Annotated in this window: 14 protein-coding genes, 1 tRNA gene and 1 pseudogene; 6 read left to right on the top strand and 10 right to left on the bottom strand. The window is 69.7% G+C overall.

Annotated elements, in window-relative coordinates:
- The first annotated feature begins 111 nt into the window (after positions 1-111).
- Positions 112-2088, top strand: a complete 1977-nt coding sequence (gene pknB, locus AB0958_RS09275) for a Stk1 family PASTA domain-containing Ser/Thr kinase (RefSeq protein WP_366889734.1) — start codon at positions 112-114, stop codon at positions 2086-2088.
- 486 nt (positions 2089-2574) lie between these two features.
- Positions 2575-3348, top strand: a pseudogene (locus AB0958_RS09270) (restriction endonuclease).
- Between the two features lie 96 nt (positions 3349-3444).
- Here AB0958_RS09270 and AB0958_RS09265 read toward each other — a convergent pair.
- Genes AB0958_RS09265 through AB0958_RS09240 form a run of 6 tightly spaced genes read right to left on the bottom strand, consistent with a single transcriptional unit; the run spans position 3445 to position 7605 of the window.
- The gene (locus AB0958_RS09265; protein ID WP_366889732.1) at positions 3445-4194 is read right to left on the bottom strand and encodes a class E sortase; all 750 of its coding nucleotides are present in this window, start codon (positions 4192-4194) and stop codon (positions 3445-3447) included.
- Positions 4195-4207: 13 nt separating this feature from the next.
- Positions 4208-5257 carry a class E sortase gene (locus AB0958_RS09260; RefSeq protein ID WP_366889731.1) on the bottom strand — a complete coding sequence of 350 codons (1050 nt, stop codon included), beginning with the start codon at positions 5255-5257 and terminating at the stop codon, positions 4208-4210.
- Positions 5254-5892, bottom strand: coding sequence for an aminodeoxychorismate/anthranilate synthase component II (locus AB0958_RS09255; RefSeq protein WP_366889730.1), 639 nt, complete (start codon positions 5890-5892; stop codon positions 5254-5256). Before AB0958_RS09255 ends, AB0958_RS09260 begins: the two co-directional genes overlap by 4 nt.
- A complete protein-coding gene (locus tag AB0958_RS09250) occupies positions 5889-6050 on the bottom strand; it encodes a hypothetical protein (RefSeq protein WP_366889729.1) in 162 nt (53 codons plus the stop codon). Before AB0958_RS09250 ends, AB0958_RS09255 begins: the two co-directional genes overlap by 4 nt.
- Before the next feature lie 52 nt (positions 6051-6102).
- A complete protein-coding gene (locus tag AB0958_RS09245) occupies positions 6103-6789 on the bottom strand; it encodes a class E sortase (RefSeq protein WP_366889728.1) in 687 nt (228 codons plus the stop codon).
- A gap of 27 nt (positions 6790-6816) precedes the next feature.
- Complete coding sequence (locus tag AB0958_RS09240; protein ID WP_366889727.1) at positions 6817-7605, bottom strand: DUF881 domain-containing protein; 789 nt, start codon at positions 7603-7605, stop codon at positions 6817-6819.
- A gap of 152 nt (positions 7606-7757) precedes the next feature.
- Here AB0958_RS09240 and crgA point away from each other — a divergent pair, with 152 nt between their 5' ends.
- Positions 7758-8012, top strand: coding sequence for a cell division protein CrgA (gene crgA / locus AB0958_RS09235; protein WP_046727637.1), 255 nt, complete (start codon positions 7758-7760; stop codon positions 8010-8012).
- Positions 8013-8299: 287 nt separating this feature from the next.
- Here the strand turns inward: crgA and AB0958_RS09230 are convergent, their stop codons facing one another.
- Both AB0958_RS09230 and AB0958_RS09225 read right to left on the bottom strand, forming a co-directional pair.
- Positions 8300-9199, bottom strand: coding sequence for a rhomboid family intramembrane serine protease (locus AB0958_RS09230; RefSeq protein WP_366889726.1), 900 nt, complete (start codon positions 9197-9199; stop codon positions 8300-8302).
- Positions 9200-9294: 95 nt separating this feature from the next.
- Positions 9295-9828 (bottom strand): peptidylprolyl isomerase, encoded by a 534-nt coding sequence (locus AB0958_RS09225; protein ID WP_366889725.1) that lies wholly within the window; start codon positions 9826-9828, stop codon positions 9295-9297.
- Between the two features lie 323 nt (positions 9829-10151).
- Between AB0958_RS09225 and AB0958_RS09220 the strand changes: the two genes are divergently transcribed.
- On the top strand, positions 10152-10844 hold the full coding sequence (locus tag AB0958_RS09220; RefSeq protein WP_366889724.1) for a DUF5324 family protein: 693 nt from the start codon (positions 10152-10154) through the stop codon (positions 10842-10844).
- Positions 10845-10902: 58 nt separating this feature from the next.
- On the opposite strand, the gene AB0958_RS09215 is transcribed toward AB0958_RS09220, so the two are convergent.
- Positions 10903-10975 (bottom strand) — tRNA-Ala (locus AB0958_RS09215).
- A gap of 184 nt (positions 10976-11159) precedes the next feature.
- On the opposite strand from AB0958_RS09215, the gene AB0958_RS09210 reads away from it, so the two are divergent.
- Both AB0958_RS09210 and AB0958_RS09205 read left to right on the top strand, forming a co-directional pair.
- Positions 11160-11708, top strand: coding sequence for a DNA-binding protein (locus AB0958_RS09210; protein ID WP_132888366.1), 549 nt, complete (start codon positions 11160-11162; stop codon positions 11706-11708).
- 165 nt (positions 11709-11873) lie between these two features.
- Positions 11874-13556 carry a serine/threonine-protein kinase gene (locus tag AB0958_RS09205; RefSeq protein ID WP_366889723.1) on the top strand — a complete coding sequence of 561 codons (1683 nt, stop codon included), beginning with the start codon at positions 11874-11876 and terminating at the stop codon, positions 13554-13556.
- Here AB0958_RS09205 and AB0958_RS09200 read toward each other — a convergent pair.
- Positions 13520-14914, bottom strand: coding sequence for a hypothetical protein (locus AB0958_RS09200; RefSeq protein WP_366889722.1), 1395 nt, complete (start codon positions 14912-14914; stop codon positions 13520-13522). The two genes, AB0958_RS09205 and AB0958_RS09200, sit on opposite strands and share 37 nt — an antisense overlap.
- Positions 14915-15069: the final 155 nt, after the last annotated feature.

Genomic DNA, 15069 nt, shown 5'->3' with positions numbered 1-15069 from the left:
ACGGGCTTGGCCAGGTCACACAAACACAGCCGGGTACGGTAGGCCCGGACGGCAGCCTCCGGCCACACACCCGTGGCGGCCGGGACCGACGGAGAGGGCTGGTAGGTAGCTATGGAAGAGCCGCGTCGCCTCGGCGGCCGGTACGAGCTGGGCCACGTGCTCGGCCGTGGTGGCATGGCGGAGGTCTACCTCGCGCACGACACCCGGCTCGGCCGCGCGGTGGCGGTGAAGACGCTGCGCGTGGACCTCGCGCGCGACCCGTCCTTCCAGGCCCGGTTCCGCCGGGAGGCCCAGTCTGCCGCCTCGCTCAACCATCCCGCGATCGTCGCGGTCTACGACACGGGCGAGGACTACATCGACGGGGTCTCGATCCCGTACATCGTCATGGAGTACGTGGAGGGCTCGACCTTGCGCGAGCTGCTCCACTCCGGACGCAAACTCCTCCCCGAGCGTGCGATGGAAATGACCATCGGCATCCTCCAGGGCCTGGAGTACGCGCACCGCAGCGGCATCGTCCACCGTGACATCAAGCCCGCCAACGTCATGCTGACCCGCAACGGCCAGGTCAAGGTGATGGACTTCGGCATCGCCCGCGCCATGGGCGACGCCGGGATGACCATGACCCAGACGGCGGCGGTCATCGGCACCGCCCAGTACCTCTCCCCCGAGCAGGCCAAGGGCGAGCAGGTCGACGCCAGGTCGGACCTCTATTCGACGGGTTGCCTCCTCTACGAGCTGCTGACGGTACGACCGCCCTTCGTGGGCGACTCCCCGGTGGCCGTGGCCTACCAGCACGTCCGTGAGGAACCGCAGCCCCCGTCGGTCTTCGACCCGGAGATCACGCCCGAGATGGACGCGATCGTCCTGCGTGCCCTGGTCAAGGACCCGAACTACCGCTACCAGTCGGCGGACGAGATGCGCGCCGACATCGAGGCGTGCCTGGACGGCCAGCCGGTCGCGGCCACGGCCGCCATGGGCTCCGTCGGCTACGGCGGCTACCCGGACGACCAGGCCACCACCGCACTGCGGGCGGACGCGGGCGCGACCAGCATGCTCCCGCCCATGAACCCGGACGACGGCAGCTTCGGCTACGACGACCGCCCGGACCGCCGCCGCCAGCAGAAGAAGAACAACACCTCCACGATCCTGCTCGTGGTCGCCGGCATCCTGGTGCTGGTCGGCGCGATCCTGATCGGCAAGTGGGTGTTCAGCGGCGGCGCCGGCAACGACACGATTTCCGCGCCGACCTTCATCGGGCAGACCGAGGCCACGGCCAAGAAGATGGCCGACAACTCGGGCCTCGTACTGGCGACCACCAGCAAGACCTGTGCGGACCAGCCCAAGGGCAGCGTCTGCGACCAGGACCCGAAGCCGAACGCCGACGTCAAGAAGGGCTCGACGGTCAACCTGGTCATCTCGACGGGGGCGCCGAAGGTCGCGGTCGACAACGTGATCGGCAAAAACGTCGACGACGCCACCACGCAGCTGGAGAACAAGGGCTTCAAGGTCAAGGTCACCAAGACCGTCTCCACCCAGGACGAGGGCACGGTCCTGAGCCAGAACCCCGACCCGGGCACGGAGAAGGAGAAGGGCTCGGTCATCACCCTGGAGGTCGCCAAGGCCGAGGAGAAGTCCACGGTCCCCGACGTCAGCGGCAAGAGCTGTGCCGACGCCAAGGCGCAGATGCAGGCCAACAACCTCACCGGCAACTGCACCGAGGTGGAGACCAACGACCCCAACCTGGTCGACAAGGTCGTCTCGACCGACCCGCAGGCCGGTCAGAAGGTCGACAAGAACTCCACGGTGAACATCCAGATCGGCAAGGCCAAGCAGCAGACGCCCGTGCCGCCCGTGGTCGGCCAGACCGTGAAGCAGGCCAAGCAGACCCTCCAGGCGGCCGGCTTCACCAACATCCAGTTCAACGGCGACTCCAGCGACAACGCCTTCGTCACCAACCAGGACCCGGCCCCCAACACCGGCGAGGACAACCCCGGCGGCACGCAGATCACCCTCACCACGGTGAGCTTCGGCAACGGCAACAACAACGGGGGCAACAACGGCGGCTTCATCGGCGGCAACAACGGCTGATCCTGCACCGAACAAGAAATGTCCCCGGCGTCCTCCAGGAGGACGCCGGGGACATTTGTTCATAGGCAGCCGAAGCCGATCACGTCCAGTGCCACTTCAAGCTCAGTAGTTCCACCATCGATCGTGCCTTCGGACACCACGCCTCGTTGATCAGATCGGGTGGGGACTCGCAACTCTGCCCTGGCCGTACGGCCACACCGCGATCGAAAGGGCAGAACGTGATCAACGAATCGGCACTGCTGGAATCGCAGAGCTTGCGCGGCAGCGTGCTGGACCGCACCGACGTGCTCGACAGGGTGAAGGCGCTGTCGCTGCTGCCGGACGGGATGCATGTGACCACAGCGATGGTGGCGACGTACTTCGAAGTCGCCGAAACAGTGATCAACAACCTGCTCAGCCGCCACAGGCAGGAGCTCGCGTCGAACGGCCTTCGCGTGCTCCGCGGTCCTGAACTGCGCGAATTCAAGGAACTCAACCTGAGTTCCTATGGCGGCCCGCAGCCCCGCTCCGGCCTGGCCATCTGGTCTCGTCGCGCCGTCCTCAACGTCGCCATGCTCCTGCGCGACAGCGAAGTCGCACGTCAGGTGCGTGTCTACCTCCTGGACATGGAGTACCTGGCCCGGACACAGCCTGTGGAAAACTCCGCTCCGACCGGCCTCCCGGATCTCGACGACCGCATCGACCAGCGCGACCCACATCCTCGGCAAGACCGTCGTCCCGATGTTCAACGCCCTGATCGAGGCGTCGGGCGAACACCGCGCGGAGCTGATCGCGCTGCGGACGGGAGTCCAGCGCATCGAGCGGCGGCTCCACCAGCACCACACCCGGCTGAAGCGGCTCGAGGGGATCCGGGACGACCGCCCCACCGTCGGAGTCATGGCAGCCATGGACGCCATGAACGGCCGCACCTTCGAGCGTCACGTCGCCAAACTCCTCATCCGCGACGGGTGCACCAACGTCGTCGTACAGGGCGGCCACGGCGACCGGGGCGTCGACATCATCGGAATCACCGCCGCCGGCCGGCGCCTCGTCGTCCAGTGCAAGAGGTTCGCGCCCTAGCTCAACATCACCAGCCCCGAGATCCAGCGGTTCATCGGGGCCGCCAAGGTGCTGTACAGCGCGGATGTGGCGCTCTACGTGGCCACCTGCCCCTTCACTCCGGAGGCCCTGAGCATCGCCGACGAGGCCGGTATCACCGCCGTGCACCGCGGGGCGCTGGAGGAGTGGAGCGCCGGTGAGCTGCTCAGGATCCTGGAGTAGATACGGCCTGACGTGAAAGGGCCCGAAGTCGCAAGAGATGGTTGCGGCTTCGGGCCTTCGTCATGCTAGGCGACCGAGCTCCCGCAAGGAGCTCGGTCAGCCCAGTTCCTTCGGCGGAGTCCGCCTGCTGTCGACCTTCTGGACCCGGACCAGTTCGCCCCACACCACGTACCGGTAGCGGCTCGTGTAGACCGGGGTGCAGGTGGTCAGGGTGATGTAGTGGCCGGGCTTCTTCTTCCCCGACTCCGTCGGGATCTGGGAGAGGACCTTGACGTCGTACTTCGAGGTCTCCGGGAGGATGTCGTAGACCTTGTAGACGTACCAGTCGTCACGGGTCTCGAAGACGATCGGGTCGCCGACCTTCACCTTGTCGATGTTGTGGAACTTCGCGCCGTGCCCGTCCCGGTGGGCGGCGAGGGTGAAGTTGCCGGTCTTGCCGGTCATGGGGAGCACGGCCTTGGCGGGGTCCGTGTAGTAGCCGGCCACCCCGTCGTTGAGCACGTCCGTCGAGGTGCCCTTCTCGACCAGCACCTCGCCGTTCTTCATGGACGGCACGTGCAGGAACCCGATGCCGTCCTTCGTGTCGAGCGCGCCGGGGCCGGTGTCGTGCTGGGCCCAGGTGTCACGGACCTTGTCGCCCTCGCGGTCCGCCTTGCGATCCGCTATCACGTTCGTCCACCAGAGCGAGTAGACGACGAACAGGCCGAGCACCAGCCCCGCCGTGATGAGGAGTTCGCCGAAGACGCTGACCGCCGTCGCGATCGGGCCGGTCGGCCGGCGGCGCGGCGCGGACCCCGCCGCCGGCGCGTCGGTCTGCTCTTCGGTGTCGTCGGCGGTCGCTGCCACAGTTCCTCTGCCCTTACTCGACGAGCGCGTCTGGCTTGCCCTTGCTGCGCGGGCGTTCCTCGACCATCTTGCCCCACACGATCAACCGGTACTTGCTGGTGAACTCAGGTGTGCAGGTGGTCAGGGTGATGTACCGGCCCGCCTTGGTGAACCCCGAACCCTTCGGGATCGGGTCCAGCACGCTCACGTTGCTCGGTGCCGTCACCGGCAGCATCGACGTCACCTTGTACACGAAGTACTCGTCCTGCGTCTCGACCACCACCGCGTCCCCCGGAACCAGCTTGTTGATGTACCGGAACGGCTCACCGTGGGTGTTGCGGTGCGCGGCCAGACCGAAGTTGCCGGTCTTGTCCTGGGGCATCGCGGTCTTCAGCGCACCCTCGCCGTAGTGCCCGACCATGCCCTTGTCGAGGACGTCCTTGTTGCTGACGCCCTCGGCGATCGGCGCCACCACGTCCAGCTTCGGGATGTGCAGGATGGCGAAGCCCTGACCGGGCGCGAAGACCCCGGGGGCACGCTTGCCGCTCGCCCAGTCCTGCTGCAGGGAGCTGGCCTCGCTGCCGGCCTGGGCGTGCGCGCGCACGTTCGTCCACCACAACTGGTAGGTGACGAACAGCAGCATCAGCACACCGGTGGTGATGAACACCTCGCCTATCGCCCGGCTCGCCAGGACGGCGGGGCTGGGCCTGCGCAGCCGCTCCCGGCGGCGGGCCTCCACCCGGGACAGCGGACGGCCCGACGCCTCGTGCTCCTGGACCCGTGTCTCCACCGCGCCGCCCCGACGGCCACCGCGGCGCTTGGCGGCCTTTCTGCGGGCCGCTCGGCCGCCCCCTGGGACTCCGGCGGCAGAAGGGGCCGCTGTGCCCGCAGAAGCCGATATGGGCAGCGGATCGGGGATCCGCAGGGCGACCGTCTCCTCGTCGATCGGCGGCAGGTACGCCGTCGGCTCCCCGCCGGCCGGCACCGGCGGGAGGTACACCGTCTCCCCGAGCGCGCCGGATCCCCCGTACGACTGATCCCCGTACGAGGCATCGGTCTTGCGCTCGGGGCGCAGCGCGGTCACGCCGTGGCCCTGCCCACCACCGGGGCGAGCCCCGCCGACCTCGCCACGGCCCCCTCGTCACCGCACTCCACCAGCCAGTTGGCCAGCATCCGGTGACCGTGCTCGGTCAGCACCGACTCGGGGTGGAACTGCACACCCTCGACCGGGAGTTCCCGGTGCCTGAGCCCCATGATGATCCCGTCGTGGGTGCGGGCGGTCACCACCAGTTCGGCCGGTACCGTCGCCGGCTCGGCGGCGAGGGAGTGGTAGCGGGTGGCGGTGAACGGCGACGGGAGCCCGGCGAAGACGCCCAGACCCTCGTGCTCGACGAGCGAGGTCTTGCCGTGCAGCAGCTCGGGCGCCCGGTCCACCACACCGCCGTACGCCACCTGCATCGACTGCATGCCCAGACAGACCCCGAAGACCGGGACGCCGGTCGCGGCGCAGTGGCGGACCATGTCCACGCAGACGCCCGCCTCTTCCGGGGTGCCGGGCCCCGGCGACAGCAGGACGCCGTCGAAGCCGTCCTGGGCGTGCGCGGTCGACACCTCGTCGTTGCGCAGCACCTCGCACTCGGCGCCCAGCTGGTACAGGTACTGGACCAGGTTGAAGACGAAGCTGTCGTAGTTGTCGACGACGAGAATCCGCGCGCTCACTGGTTGTCCACCGTCACATCGTTGAAGGGCAGCAGCGGTTCGGCCCAGGGGAAGACGTACTGGAAGAGGACGTAGACCACGGCGAGGACCAGCACGACCGAGATCAGCGCCCTGATCCACACGTTCCCCGGCAGATGCCGCCAGATCCAGCCGTACATGCCGTCCCTTCCGTTCCACCACGGCACCAGAATCCCGCCGTACTGCACCAGACTAACGGCGCAACGCCGCGGGTCTGCCTGCCTCCACAGGCTGTGTGGAGTCCAGATGCGCCCAGACGATCAGCCGATGACTGTGACCCCACTCCGGATCGCACGTGGTCAGCGTGAGATAGCGCCCCGGACGCGTGTACCCCGACTTACGTGGCACAGGGTCGATCACTTCAACGTCCGTCGGAACTGTTTTGTAAGGGCCTTTGTCGATCCGATACGTGAACCAGGTCGTCCCGTCCGTCAGGACGATCGCGTCACCCTCGCGGAGCTCCGGGAAGTCGAGGAACGGATCCCCGTACGTGCGCCGGTGACCGGCGACCGCGAAGTTGCCCACCTGGCCGAGCCCGGCGGTCCGCGCGTAGTGGGCGAGGCCCTTCTGCAGCACGTCGGTGCCGGTACCCTCCAGGACCGGCTTGTTCCACGTGAAACCGAACCGCGGTATGTACATGATCGCGAAGGGCCTGCCGTAGTGGTACGCGGCGGGCCGGGCGGGAGCGCTCGTGGCCGCCTTCACCGTGGAGCGCACGGCGGCACCCGCCGACCACTGCCTCTGCAACCGGTCGATCTGGTCGTGCATGACGCTGTCGGCCCGCACACCGGTCCAGAACAGCACGTACACGACGAAGAGCACGATGAGCGTGCCGACGGTGACGCAGAGCTCGCTGACGGTCCTGACGATCACTCGCACCGGCGGCTCCCGAAACCGACGAGCTGCTTACCCCACGGGCTTGGCGTAGTGCAGGTCCACTGTGCCCGAGTAGCCGGGAAGAGTCACCGTCCCGTCCTCGGTGACTTTCCAGCCGAGGCCGTACACGTTGACGTACACCATGTAGTTCTGGATCGCCTCGGAGTCCGCGAGCGCCTTCTGCATCCTCGCCGGGTCCCCGACCGCCTGGATCTTGTACGGGGGTGAGTAGACGCGGCCCTGGAGGATCAGGGTGTTGCCGACGCAGCGCACCGCGCTGGTGGAGATCAGCCGCTGGTCCATGACCTTGATGCCCCGGGCGCCGCTCTGCCAGAGCGCGTTCACCACCGCTTGCAGGTCCTGCTGGTGGATGACCAGGTAGTCGGGCTGCGGCTCGGGGTAGCCGGGCAGCTTGGCGGTGGCGTTCGGCGGGGCGTCGTTGAGCGTGACGGTGATCGCCCTGCCGGTGAGCTTCTGGGTGCCCGCGTCCTTCTCCAGGCCGGTGAGCTTCTCGTCCTGGGCCTTGGTGGAGCCGTCGTCGCGCTCGGCGAGCTTCTCGTTGCCGTCGCGGGTGCTCGCGTTGGACTCGTCGAGCTCCTTGTTCTTGCGGCTGCGCTCCTGGATCAGGTCGGACAGCTTCAGCAGGTTGTCGTCCGAGCGGATGTCGGTGCCCTTGGCCGTGTTGAAGCTGGTGAAGAAGAGGAGACCGGCCAGGGCGAAGACGCCCACCGTGAGAATCCGCACCGGCCGGAAGCCGCGCGTGCGGACCGGGCCGGAAGACGTTGATCCGGTCGCACTGGAGTCGGCAGAATTGCTCAACGTACCCTTATCTCCTTCGGCGCCGTAGAAGCACTACGCTAACGGACGCCCGGGGGAGCGCTCAGTGTGCCCTTACTGTCCCCTTGTACGCTGCCCCGAGCCCGACCCAGTTACCTGCGCGGCCACGCAGCGCATCGACAGGAGAGACCCTCGTGCCGAAGTCACGTATCCGCAAGAAGGCCGACTACACGCCGCCCCCGGCGAAGCAGGCGACCGCCATCAAGCTGAACAGCCGTGCCTGGGTCGCGCCGGTGATGCTGGCCATGTTCCTCATCGGGCTGGCCTGGATCGTCGTGTTCTACGTGACCGACGGCTCGCTGCCCATCGACAGCCTCGACAACTGGAACATCGTCGTGGGCTTCGGGTTCATCGCGGCCGGCTTCGGCGTCTCCACGCAGTGGAAGTGACCTCGGCCGACAGCTCTGCCCAGGGCTGTTCGCTGAGTTATCCACAGGATGGCATGCTGTCCACACCCCACCTGGGGAAAAGACGACGATCTGTGGATAACCCTTCAAGCGTTGACGCCGGTACGACTACCACAACACCGCCGCCCTGACCGCGTGCCCCCTGCCTGACCTGCGAGAACGCAGGTGAGTCGCAGGGGGCACAGGTGTGCGCGCACGTTGTGCACAAGATCGGCCACCGTCTGTGGACAACGGTTCGGTATCGGTACGGAGAGCCGCCGTGAACGGGCTCAGGTGAGCTGCGCGGTCCTGACGAGCGTGAGCACCACGGCCACCACCAGGACCAGCGCGCAGGTGCCGTACTGGATCAGGTTCCGCCGCTCACGCGGGGCGTGCACCATGGCGTACCCGGTGACGACACCGGCGACCAGGCCGCCGATGTGGGCCTGCCAGGCGATGCCGCCGCTGAACGTGAAGATGAGGTTGATCACCAGCAGGGCGATGATCGGCCGCATGTCGTAGTTGAGCCGGCGGATCAGCACCGCGGTCGCGCCGAAGAGGCCGAAGATCGCGCCGGAGGCGCCGAGCGAGGGCTGGTTCTGGGCGGCGAGCAGATAGGTGAGAGCGCTGCCGGCCAGGCCGGAGACGAAGTAGAGCGTGAGGTAGCGGGCGCGGCCGAGGGCCGCTTCCAGGGGACCGCCGATCCACCAGAGGCTGAGCATGTTGAACACGATGTGCATGTAGTTCGAGCTGTCATGCAGGAACATCGCGGTCAGCATCCGGTAGTACTGGCCCTGCGCGACGCCCTCGACGGCGCCGTACTGGGGGAACCAGGCCTGGCCGATCAGGTCGAAGCGGTTGGTGAAGCTGTCCCCGACGGAGACCTGGACCAGGAAGATCGCGACGTTGACGCCGATGAGGATCTTGGTGAGCAGCCTGGGGTCGGCGGTGACCGTACCGCCGGCGAGGGTGCGCGGCCGGGAGGCGGCCGGGGGCGGCCCGCTGTGGCCGGCCGCGGTGCCACGGACGCACTCGGGGCACTGGAAGCCCACGGAGGCGCTGACCATGCACTCGGGGCAGATGGGGCGCTCGCAGCGGGTGCAGTGCACGCCGGTCTCCCGGTCCGGGTGCCGGTAGCACGTGGGCAGGCTGTGAGCGTCGTGCGCGCTGCCTGCCGCCTGGTCCTCCATAGGGTCCCCTCGTTCGTCGTGAACACCATTGTGCCCCGCACATCCCTACGGACGGGCGGGGCGTTCGGTTCCCTTCGGGACGTCGTCCGGGCCGCTCAGCTCGCGCGCTTCTCGACGACGACCGTCTCCAGGACCACCTCGTGCACCGGCCGCTTGTTGGGTCCGCTGACCGGGACCGCGGCGATGGCGTCCACGACCTTCTGCCCGGCGGCGTCGGTGACCTCGCCGAAGATGGTGTGCTTGCGGTTGAGGTGGGGGGCGGGGTTGACCGTGATGAAGAACTGGGAGCCGTTGGTGCGGGGACCGGCGTTGGCCATGGCCAGCAGGTAGGGGCGGTCGAAGCGCAGCTCGACGTGGAACTCGTCCTCGAACTTGTAACCCGGTCCGCCGAGGCCGTTGCCGAGCGGGTCGCCGCCCTGGATCATGAAGCCGCTCATCACCCGGTGGAAGAGCGTGCCGTCGTACAGCCGGTTCGTGGAGACCTCGCCGGTTCCGGGGTGGGTCCACTCACGCTCACCCTGCGCCAGCTCGACGAAGTTCCTGACCGTCTGCGGCGCGTGGTTCGGGAAGAGCCGGACCTCGATGTCGCCGAGGCTGGTCTTCAGGGTGGCGTACAGCTGCTCGGCCACGATCCGCCTTCCGTTGTGCTCAGGTGTGCGCGGGGTTCAGCCCCTGTTGGATGTGCCGCGACGATCCTCGCACGCCCCGGCGGCCGCGCGACCCGTCCGCCGTCCCCCGGCGGACATCCTCACCAATCGCTTGCGGAAACCCGGTCCGGTCCCCTCACACGGGGGCGCGGGGAGCGGATCCGTGGCATTGTCGTCGGCGGGCCCCTCGTAGCTCTGGTTGCACCCGTATGACCGTCCTCGCGCGCCGCTCGGCGCGTCGGCAGGCATGATCCCTAAAAGGGTGGAAAGTCGAATTCCGTACGCCACCGAGGAGGAGGAAACCCGTGACCCGCAAAGAGAGCGTGCGCGCCGCGACCAGCTCGGCGAAGGACAGCGTGCGGCACGCCGCGGAAGTGGTGGCGCCCTACGCCGACACGGCCAAGGAGCGTGCCGCCCACTACGCACAGGAGGCACGCGTACGGCTCGCGCCCGTGGTGTCGCAGGCCGCGGAGCAGGCCCGCGTCCAGTACGACGCCCGTCTCGTGCCGCGTCTGGAGCAGGCTCGCACCCATGTGCCGCCGATGGTGGACCAGGCCGCGCACGACGCCGCCGACCTGACGCGCAAGGCTGCCCGGCAGGCCGCCGAGTACTCACGTCCGAAGATCGAGCAGGCCGTGGCGGCGGCCGGACCGGTCCGTGAGGAGGCCACTGCACGGGGCGCCGCCGCGCTGGCCGCGCTGCGCGGCAACGTCTCGGCCGAGCAGATCGAGAAGCTGGCGCGTCGCAACGAACGGCGTTCGGCGTGCGGCCGGGCGTTCAAGGCGTTTGTCGTGGCCGGGGCGCTGGCCGGTGCCGCCTTCGCCGCCTGGAAGTGGTGGGACAAGCAGGCCAACCCCGACTGGCTGGTCGAGCCGCCCGCCGCGACGGAGGTCCCGGAGACGGGCCGTCTCGGCTCGGTGGACGGCAGTGCCCCTCTGGACGCCGAGGTGCAGGCCAAGGAGGCGGAGGAGGACGCGTCCCGGGACGACAAGCACTGACCGCTGCACACGAAGAACCCCTCTGGCCTGCGTAGACGCAGGTCAGAGGGGTTTTTTGTGGAGCCTAGGGGAGTCGAACCCCTGACATCCGCCATGCAAAGACGGCGCTCTACCAACTGAGCTAAGGCCCCGTACGGGAAGCGACCGGCCGAGCGAAGGGTCCGCCGGTCGGTGCCGGGGACCAGAGTACCGGGTCTCCCCCCGTACCTCGCAAAAAGATTGGGGGTCCCCGCGGATGACCACTCTCCGTAAGATGCTCGGCGGGGTTCGCTGTAGCGAACCGCGGATTTTTTGGGGAAGCGATGGGGAGACGCAATGGACGCCGCACAGCAGGAAGCCACCGCCAGAGCGCGGGAGCTGCAGCGGAACTGGTACGGGGAGCCGTTGGGGGCGCTCTTCCGTAAGCTCATCGACGACCTGGGCCTCAACCAGGCTCGTCTGGCGGCGGTCCTCGGACTGTCCGCGCCCATGTTGTCGCAGCTGATGAGCGGCCAGCGGGCGAAGATCGGAAACCCGGCCGTGGTCCAGCGGGTGCAGTTGCTCCAGGACCTGGCGGCACAGGTCGCCGACGGCAGTGTGAGCGCGGCCGAGGCGACCGAGCGCATGGACGAGATCAAGAAGTCCCAGGGGGGCTCGGTGCTCAGCAACACCACGCAGACCACGAGCGGTTCGGGAGCTCCGACGGTCAAGCGGGTGGTTCGCGAGATCCAGTCGCTGCTGCGCTCGGTGGCCGCCGCAGGCGACATCATCGACGCGGCGGACACCCTCGCGCCGACCCACCCGGAGCTCGCGGAGTTCCTGCGGGTGTACGGGGCCGGCCGCACCTCGGACGCGGTCACGCACTACCAGTCGCACCAGAACTGAGTCTCGGCCCGGTGCACCGGAGGGGGTCCGGTGGACCGGGCGGTGCGCGGTCCTGGCCGAGGGGGTTACGCGGGAGGGGTCGTATCGCTCATCCGGGGGAAGCAAGGGGGGGACAGGCAAGGAGGGTGTGGCAGGGGGGACTCGAGGGGGAGGCTGCGGGCAGTCATGGGTGAGGTCTTCGCGGGCCGGTACGAACTGGCCGACCCGATCGGTCATGGCGGAGTGGGTGCCGTCTGGCGTGCCTGGGACCACCGGCGCAAGCGCTACGTGGCGGCCAAGGTGCTCCAGCAGCGCGACGCCCACGCGCTCCTGCGTTTCGTGCGGGAGCAGGCGCTGCGCATCGACCACCCCCATGTGCTGGCTCCCGCGAGTTGGGCCGCCGACGACGACAAGGTCCTGTTCACGATGGACCTGGTCGCCGGCGGCTCACTGGTCCACCTCGTCGGGGACTACGGGCCGTTGCCGCCGGCTTTCGTCTGCACCCTCCTCGACCAGTTGCTCTCCGGTCTCGCCGCGGTGCACGCGGAGGGCGTGGTCCACCGGGACATCAAGCCCGCCAACATCCTGTTGGAAGCCACCGGGACGGCCCGCCCGCGCCTCAGGCTGTCCGACTTCGGCATCGCCATGCGGCTCGGTGAGGCCCGGCTGACCGAGACCAACCTCGTGGTAGGCACCCCGGGTTACATCGCTCCCGAGCAACTCCTGGGTGCCGAACCCGACTTCACGGCCGACCTGTTCGCCGTGGGGCTCGTCGCCCTGTACCTCCTCGAAGGTGCCAAGCCGGATGCCAAGGCGCTCGTCCAGTACTTCGCGGAACACGGCACCCCGGGTGCCCCCAAGGGCATCCCCGAACCGCTCTGGCAGGTCGTCGCCAACCTGCTCCAGCCTGATCCGCGCGCCCGTTTCCACACGGCCACCGGTGCCCGTCGGGCGCTCGCCGAGGCCAGGGAACTGCTTCCGGAGACGGACGCGGACGACGAGTTGATCGAGATCTTCGACCAACTGGGGCCGCTGCCGGAGGGTTTCGGACCGACGGGACCACTTCGACCGGCTTCGGGGCTGCATACGACGAAGGGGGAGCCGAAGCCGGGTCCAGCCACCGGGACAGGGGCGGGGGCGGGGGCGGCGGCAGGGGCCGGGGCAGAGGCCAGGGCCGGGGCAGAGGCCAGGGCCGGGGCAGAGGACGCGGCGGGGGCGGGGGCCGGGGCAGAATCCGCCGGGAGCAGTGCCGCGGCGGGGGCAGGTGCCGCGGCGGGGGCAGGTGCCGCGGCGGGGGCGGCGTACCGGGCTGGTCCGGGCACGTCCTCGGGGCGGTCCGCTCCTGCGGGGACGTCGCGACCTCAGGCGGACCCTCCTCCGGTCGCCGGCACCGGCCACACCCCGGTCTCCCTGTCCGACACCGGCAGCTTCCGGCTCCCGCCGCCGGGGACCCCGACGCCCCCCACGCCCGTCGCACCACACCAACCGCAGCCCGCTCCACAGCCCCTGCCGCAGCCGCCGTCCCTGCCGCAGCCGCCGTCCCTGCCGCTGCCCCCGCCGCACCCCGGACCGGAGCAGTTCGCCCCCACCCCCTGGCCCCCCGCGCAGCCCCTCCCGCCCGCCCTGCCGGACACCGACACCACCACGGCCACCTACACCGCGCGCGATCCGCAGAGCCCGGGGAGCCCGGGGAGCCCGGGGACCTCGCAGGCGCCGGGGAGTCCGGCGCCGACGTCCGCCCGCACGCACGGCCGGCGTCGCCGGCGGCGGGTACGCCGGGCCGGTCCTCCCGCCAAGGCGGCGGTGCCGATCCTGCTCCTCGCGCTGGCCTGTTACGCCGTGGGTTTCTGGGCGTTGACCCGGATCTGAGCGCGCCGGGCGGTCAGCGTCCACAGGCCCAGGACGAGCAGCAGCGCCGTGCCGGTGCTGATCCCGGCGACCGCGAGCGCCCGCATCGCGCGGTCGTCGGAGCCGCCCCCGGTCAGGAGGCCTCCGGAATCCGCCGCCGCAGCGTCGAAGACACCCTTCGGCACGGACGAACCGGCGTAGGCGGGGCCGGAGTTCGGGGCGCCGTCGACGCGGATCCGGAGCGTCACCCCGTACGGCCCCGGCCCGAAGACGGCCGAGGTCTGCCCGGTGAGGTGGACCACGAGGTAGTAGGCGCCGGCGAAGCGGACGGCGTTCTGCTCGCCGGAGACGGCGTACCGGTTGGTGTAGGCCACCGGCGGCAGCGGGTCGAGGGAGGACGACTTCTGGGTGCCGTCGTAGCCGAGGGAGAGGTCGTCGACGTAGCCGCGGACGGGGTTGTAGAGGGAGAGGTTGAGCGCGGCGCTGACGTAGCCGTGGGCGTCACCGCCGCTGCTGTCCAGGTCGACGGTGGCGTGGAGTTGTCGGCCCCAGTCGACCGGGACGGCGTAGTAGAGGGTCTGGCCTGGGGCGATGTCCGTGTGCCAGACACCCTGGCCGAGGGTACGGGCCGTGCTGAAGCCCGCGCCCCCGGGGCGGCGGCGCGGGTCGCCGGTGAGCGGTTCGGGCGACGCGGAGTCCCAGGTCCCCGGGGCGGTGGTGGCGCCCGTCCGGGCCAGGGGTGGTTCGGTGACGGGCGCGATCTCCAGGTCCCAGCTGCCGGGGGTCGTGGTCTTCGAGCCGGTCACGAGCCGTTCGACGACCAGGTAGTACGTGCCCGCCCCCTGGCACAGGGCGCGGTTCGCGTCCCGCCGCCCGAGCGCGGTGATCGGCCGGGGGCTCAGTCCGGCGCCGAAGCGGGCACCGTCGTAGTCGCAGGAGACCCCGTCGGCGTTCTCGACCGAGACCCCGATGCCGTCGCTCGCGGAGACGGTGGCGTCGGTGGGCGGGACGGCGGTGACGGGAACGTAGGCCGTGGTAGCGGCGGCGAGTTCCAGACGGTAGTAGCGCGCGCCCTTCTCCGGGAGGGTGCTGCGGTAGGTGGTGCCGGGCCGCAGCAGGACGGCGCCCGCGGTGCCCGTCGTCCCCGCGGCCGTACGGGCGTTCGCGGCGAAGGCGTATCCGCTCCCGCCGTCCGCCACCGCCGAGGCCGCCGGGGGCAGTGCCGTCAGGAGTGCCGTCAGCGAGGCCGACAGTGCGAGCCAGCCCGCCGCCCCGCCGCCCCGCCGCCCCGCCGTACCCCACCGCCCGGTACGCCACCGCCCCGTACGCCACCGCCCGGTATGCCCCCGCCGTCCAGCCGTACGCCACCGCCCCGTCACGCGCGCCCCCAGCCGTCGCTCACCAGCCGCCGAAGTTCCGGACGGGCCCCATACTGCCCCGCGCGCCCCCGCGCCACCCGGAGATCCGTACGACCGTCCGAAACACCCACCGCACCCACGCGGCCCGGGCAACGCAAAACCCCGACCGCTACGGC

Source organism: Streptomyces sp. NPDC006655 (assembly GCF_040703965.1).
Classification (GTDB): Bacteria; Actinomycetota; Actinomycetes; order Streptomycetales; family Streptomycetaceae; genus Streptomyces.
The sequence above is the reverse complement of the archived record's forward strand: the minus strand, read 5'-3'. Positions and strand labels throughout refer to the sequence as shown.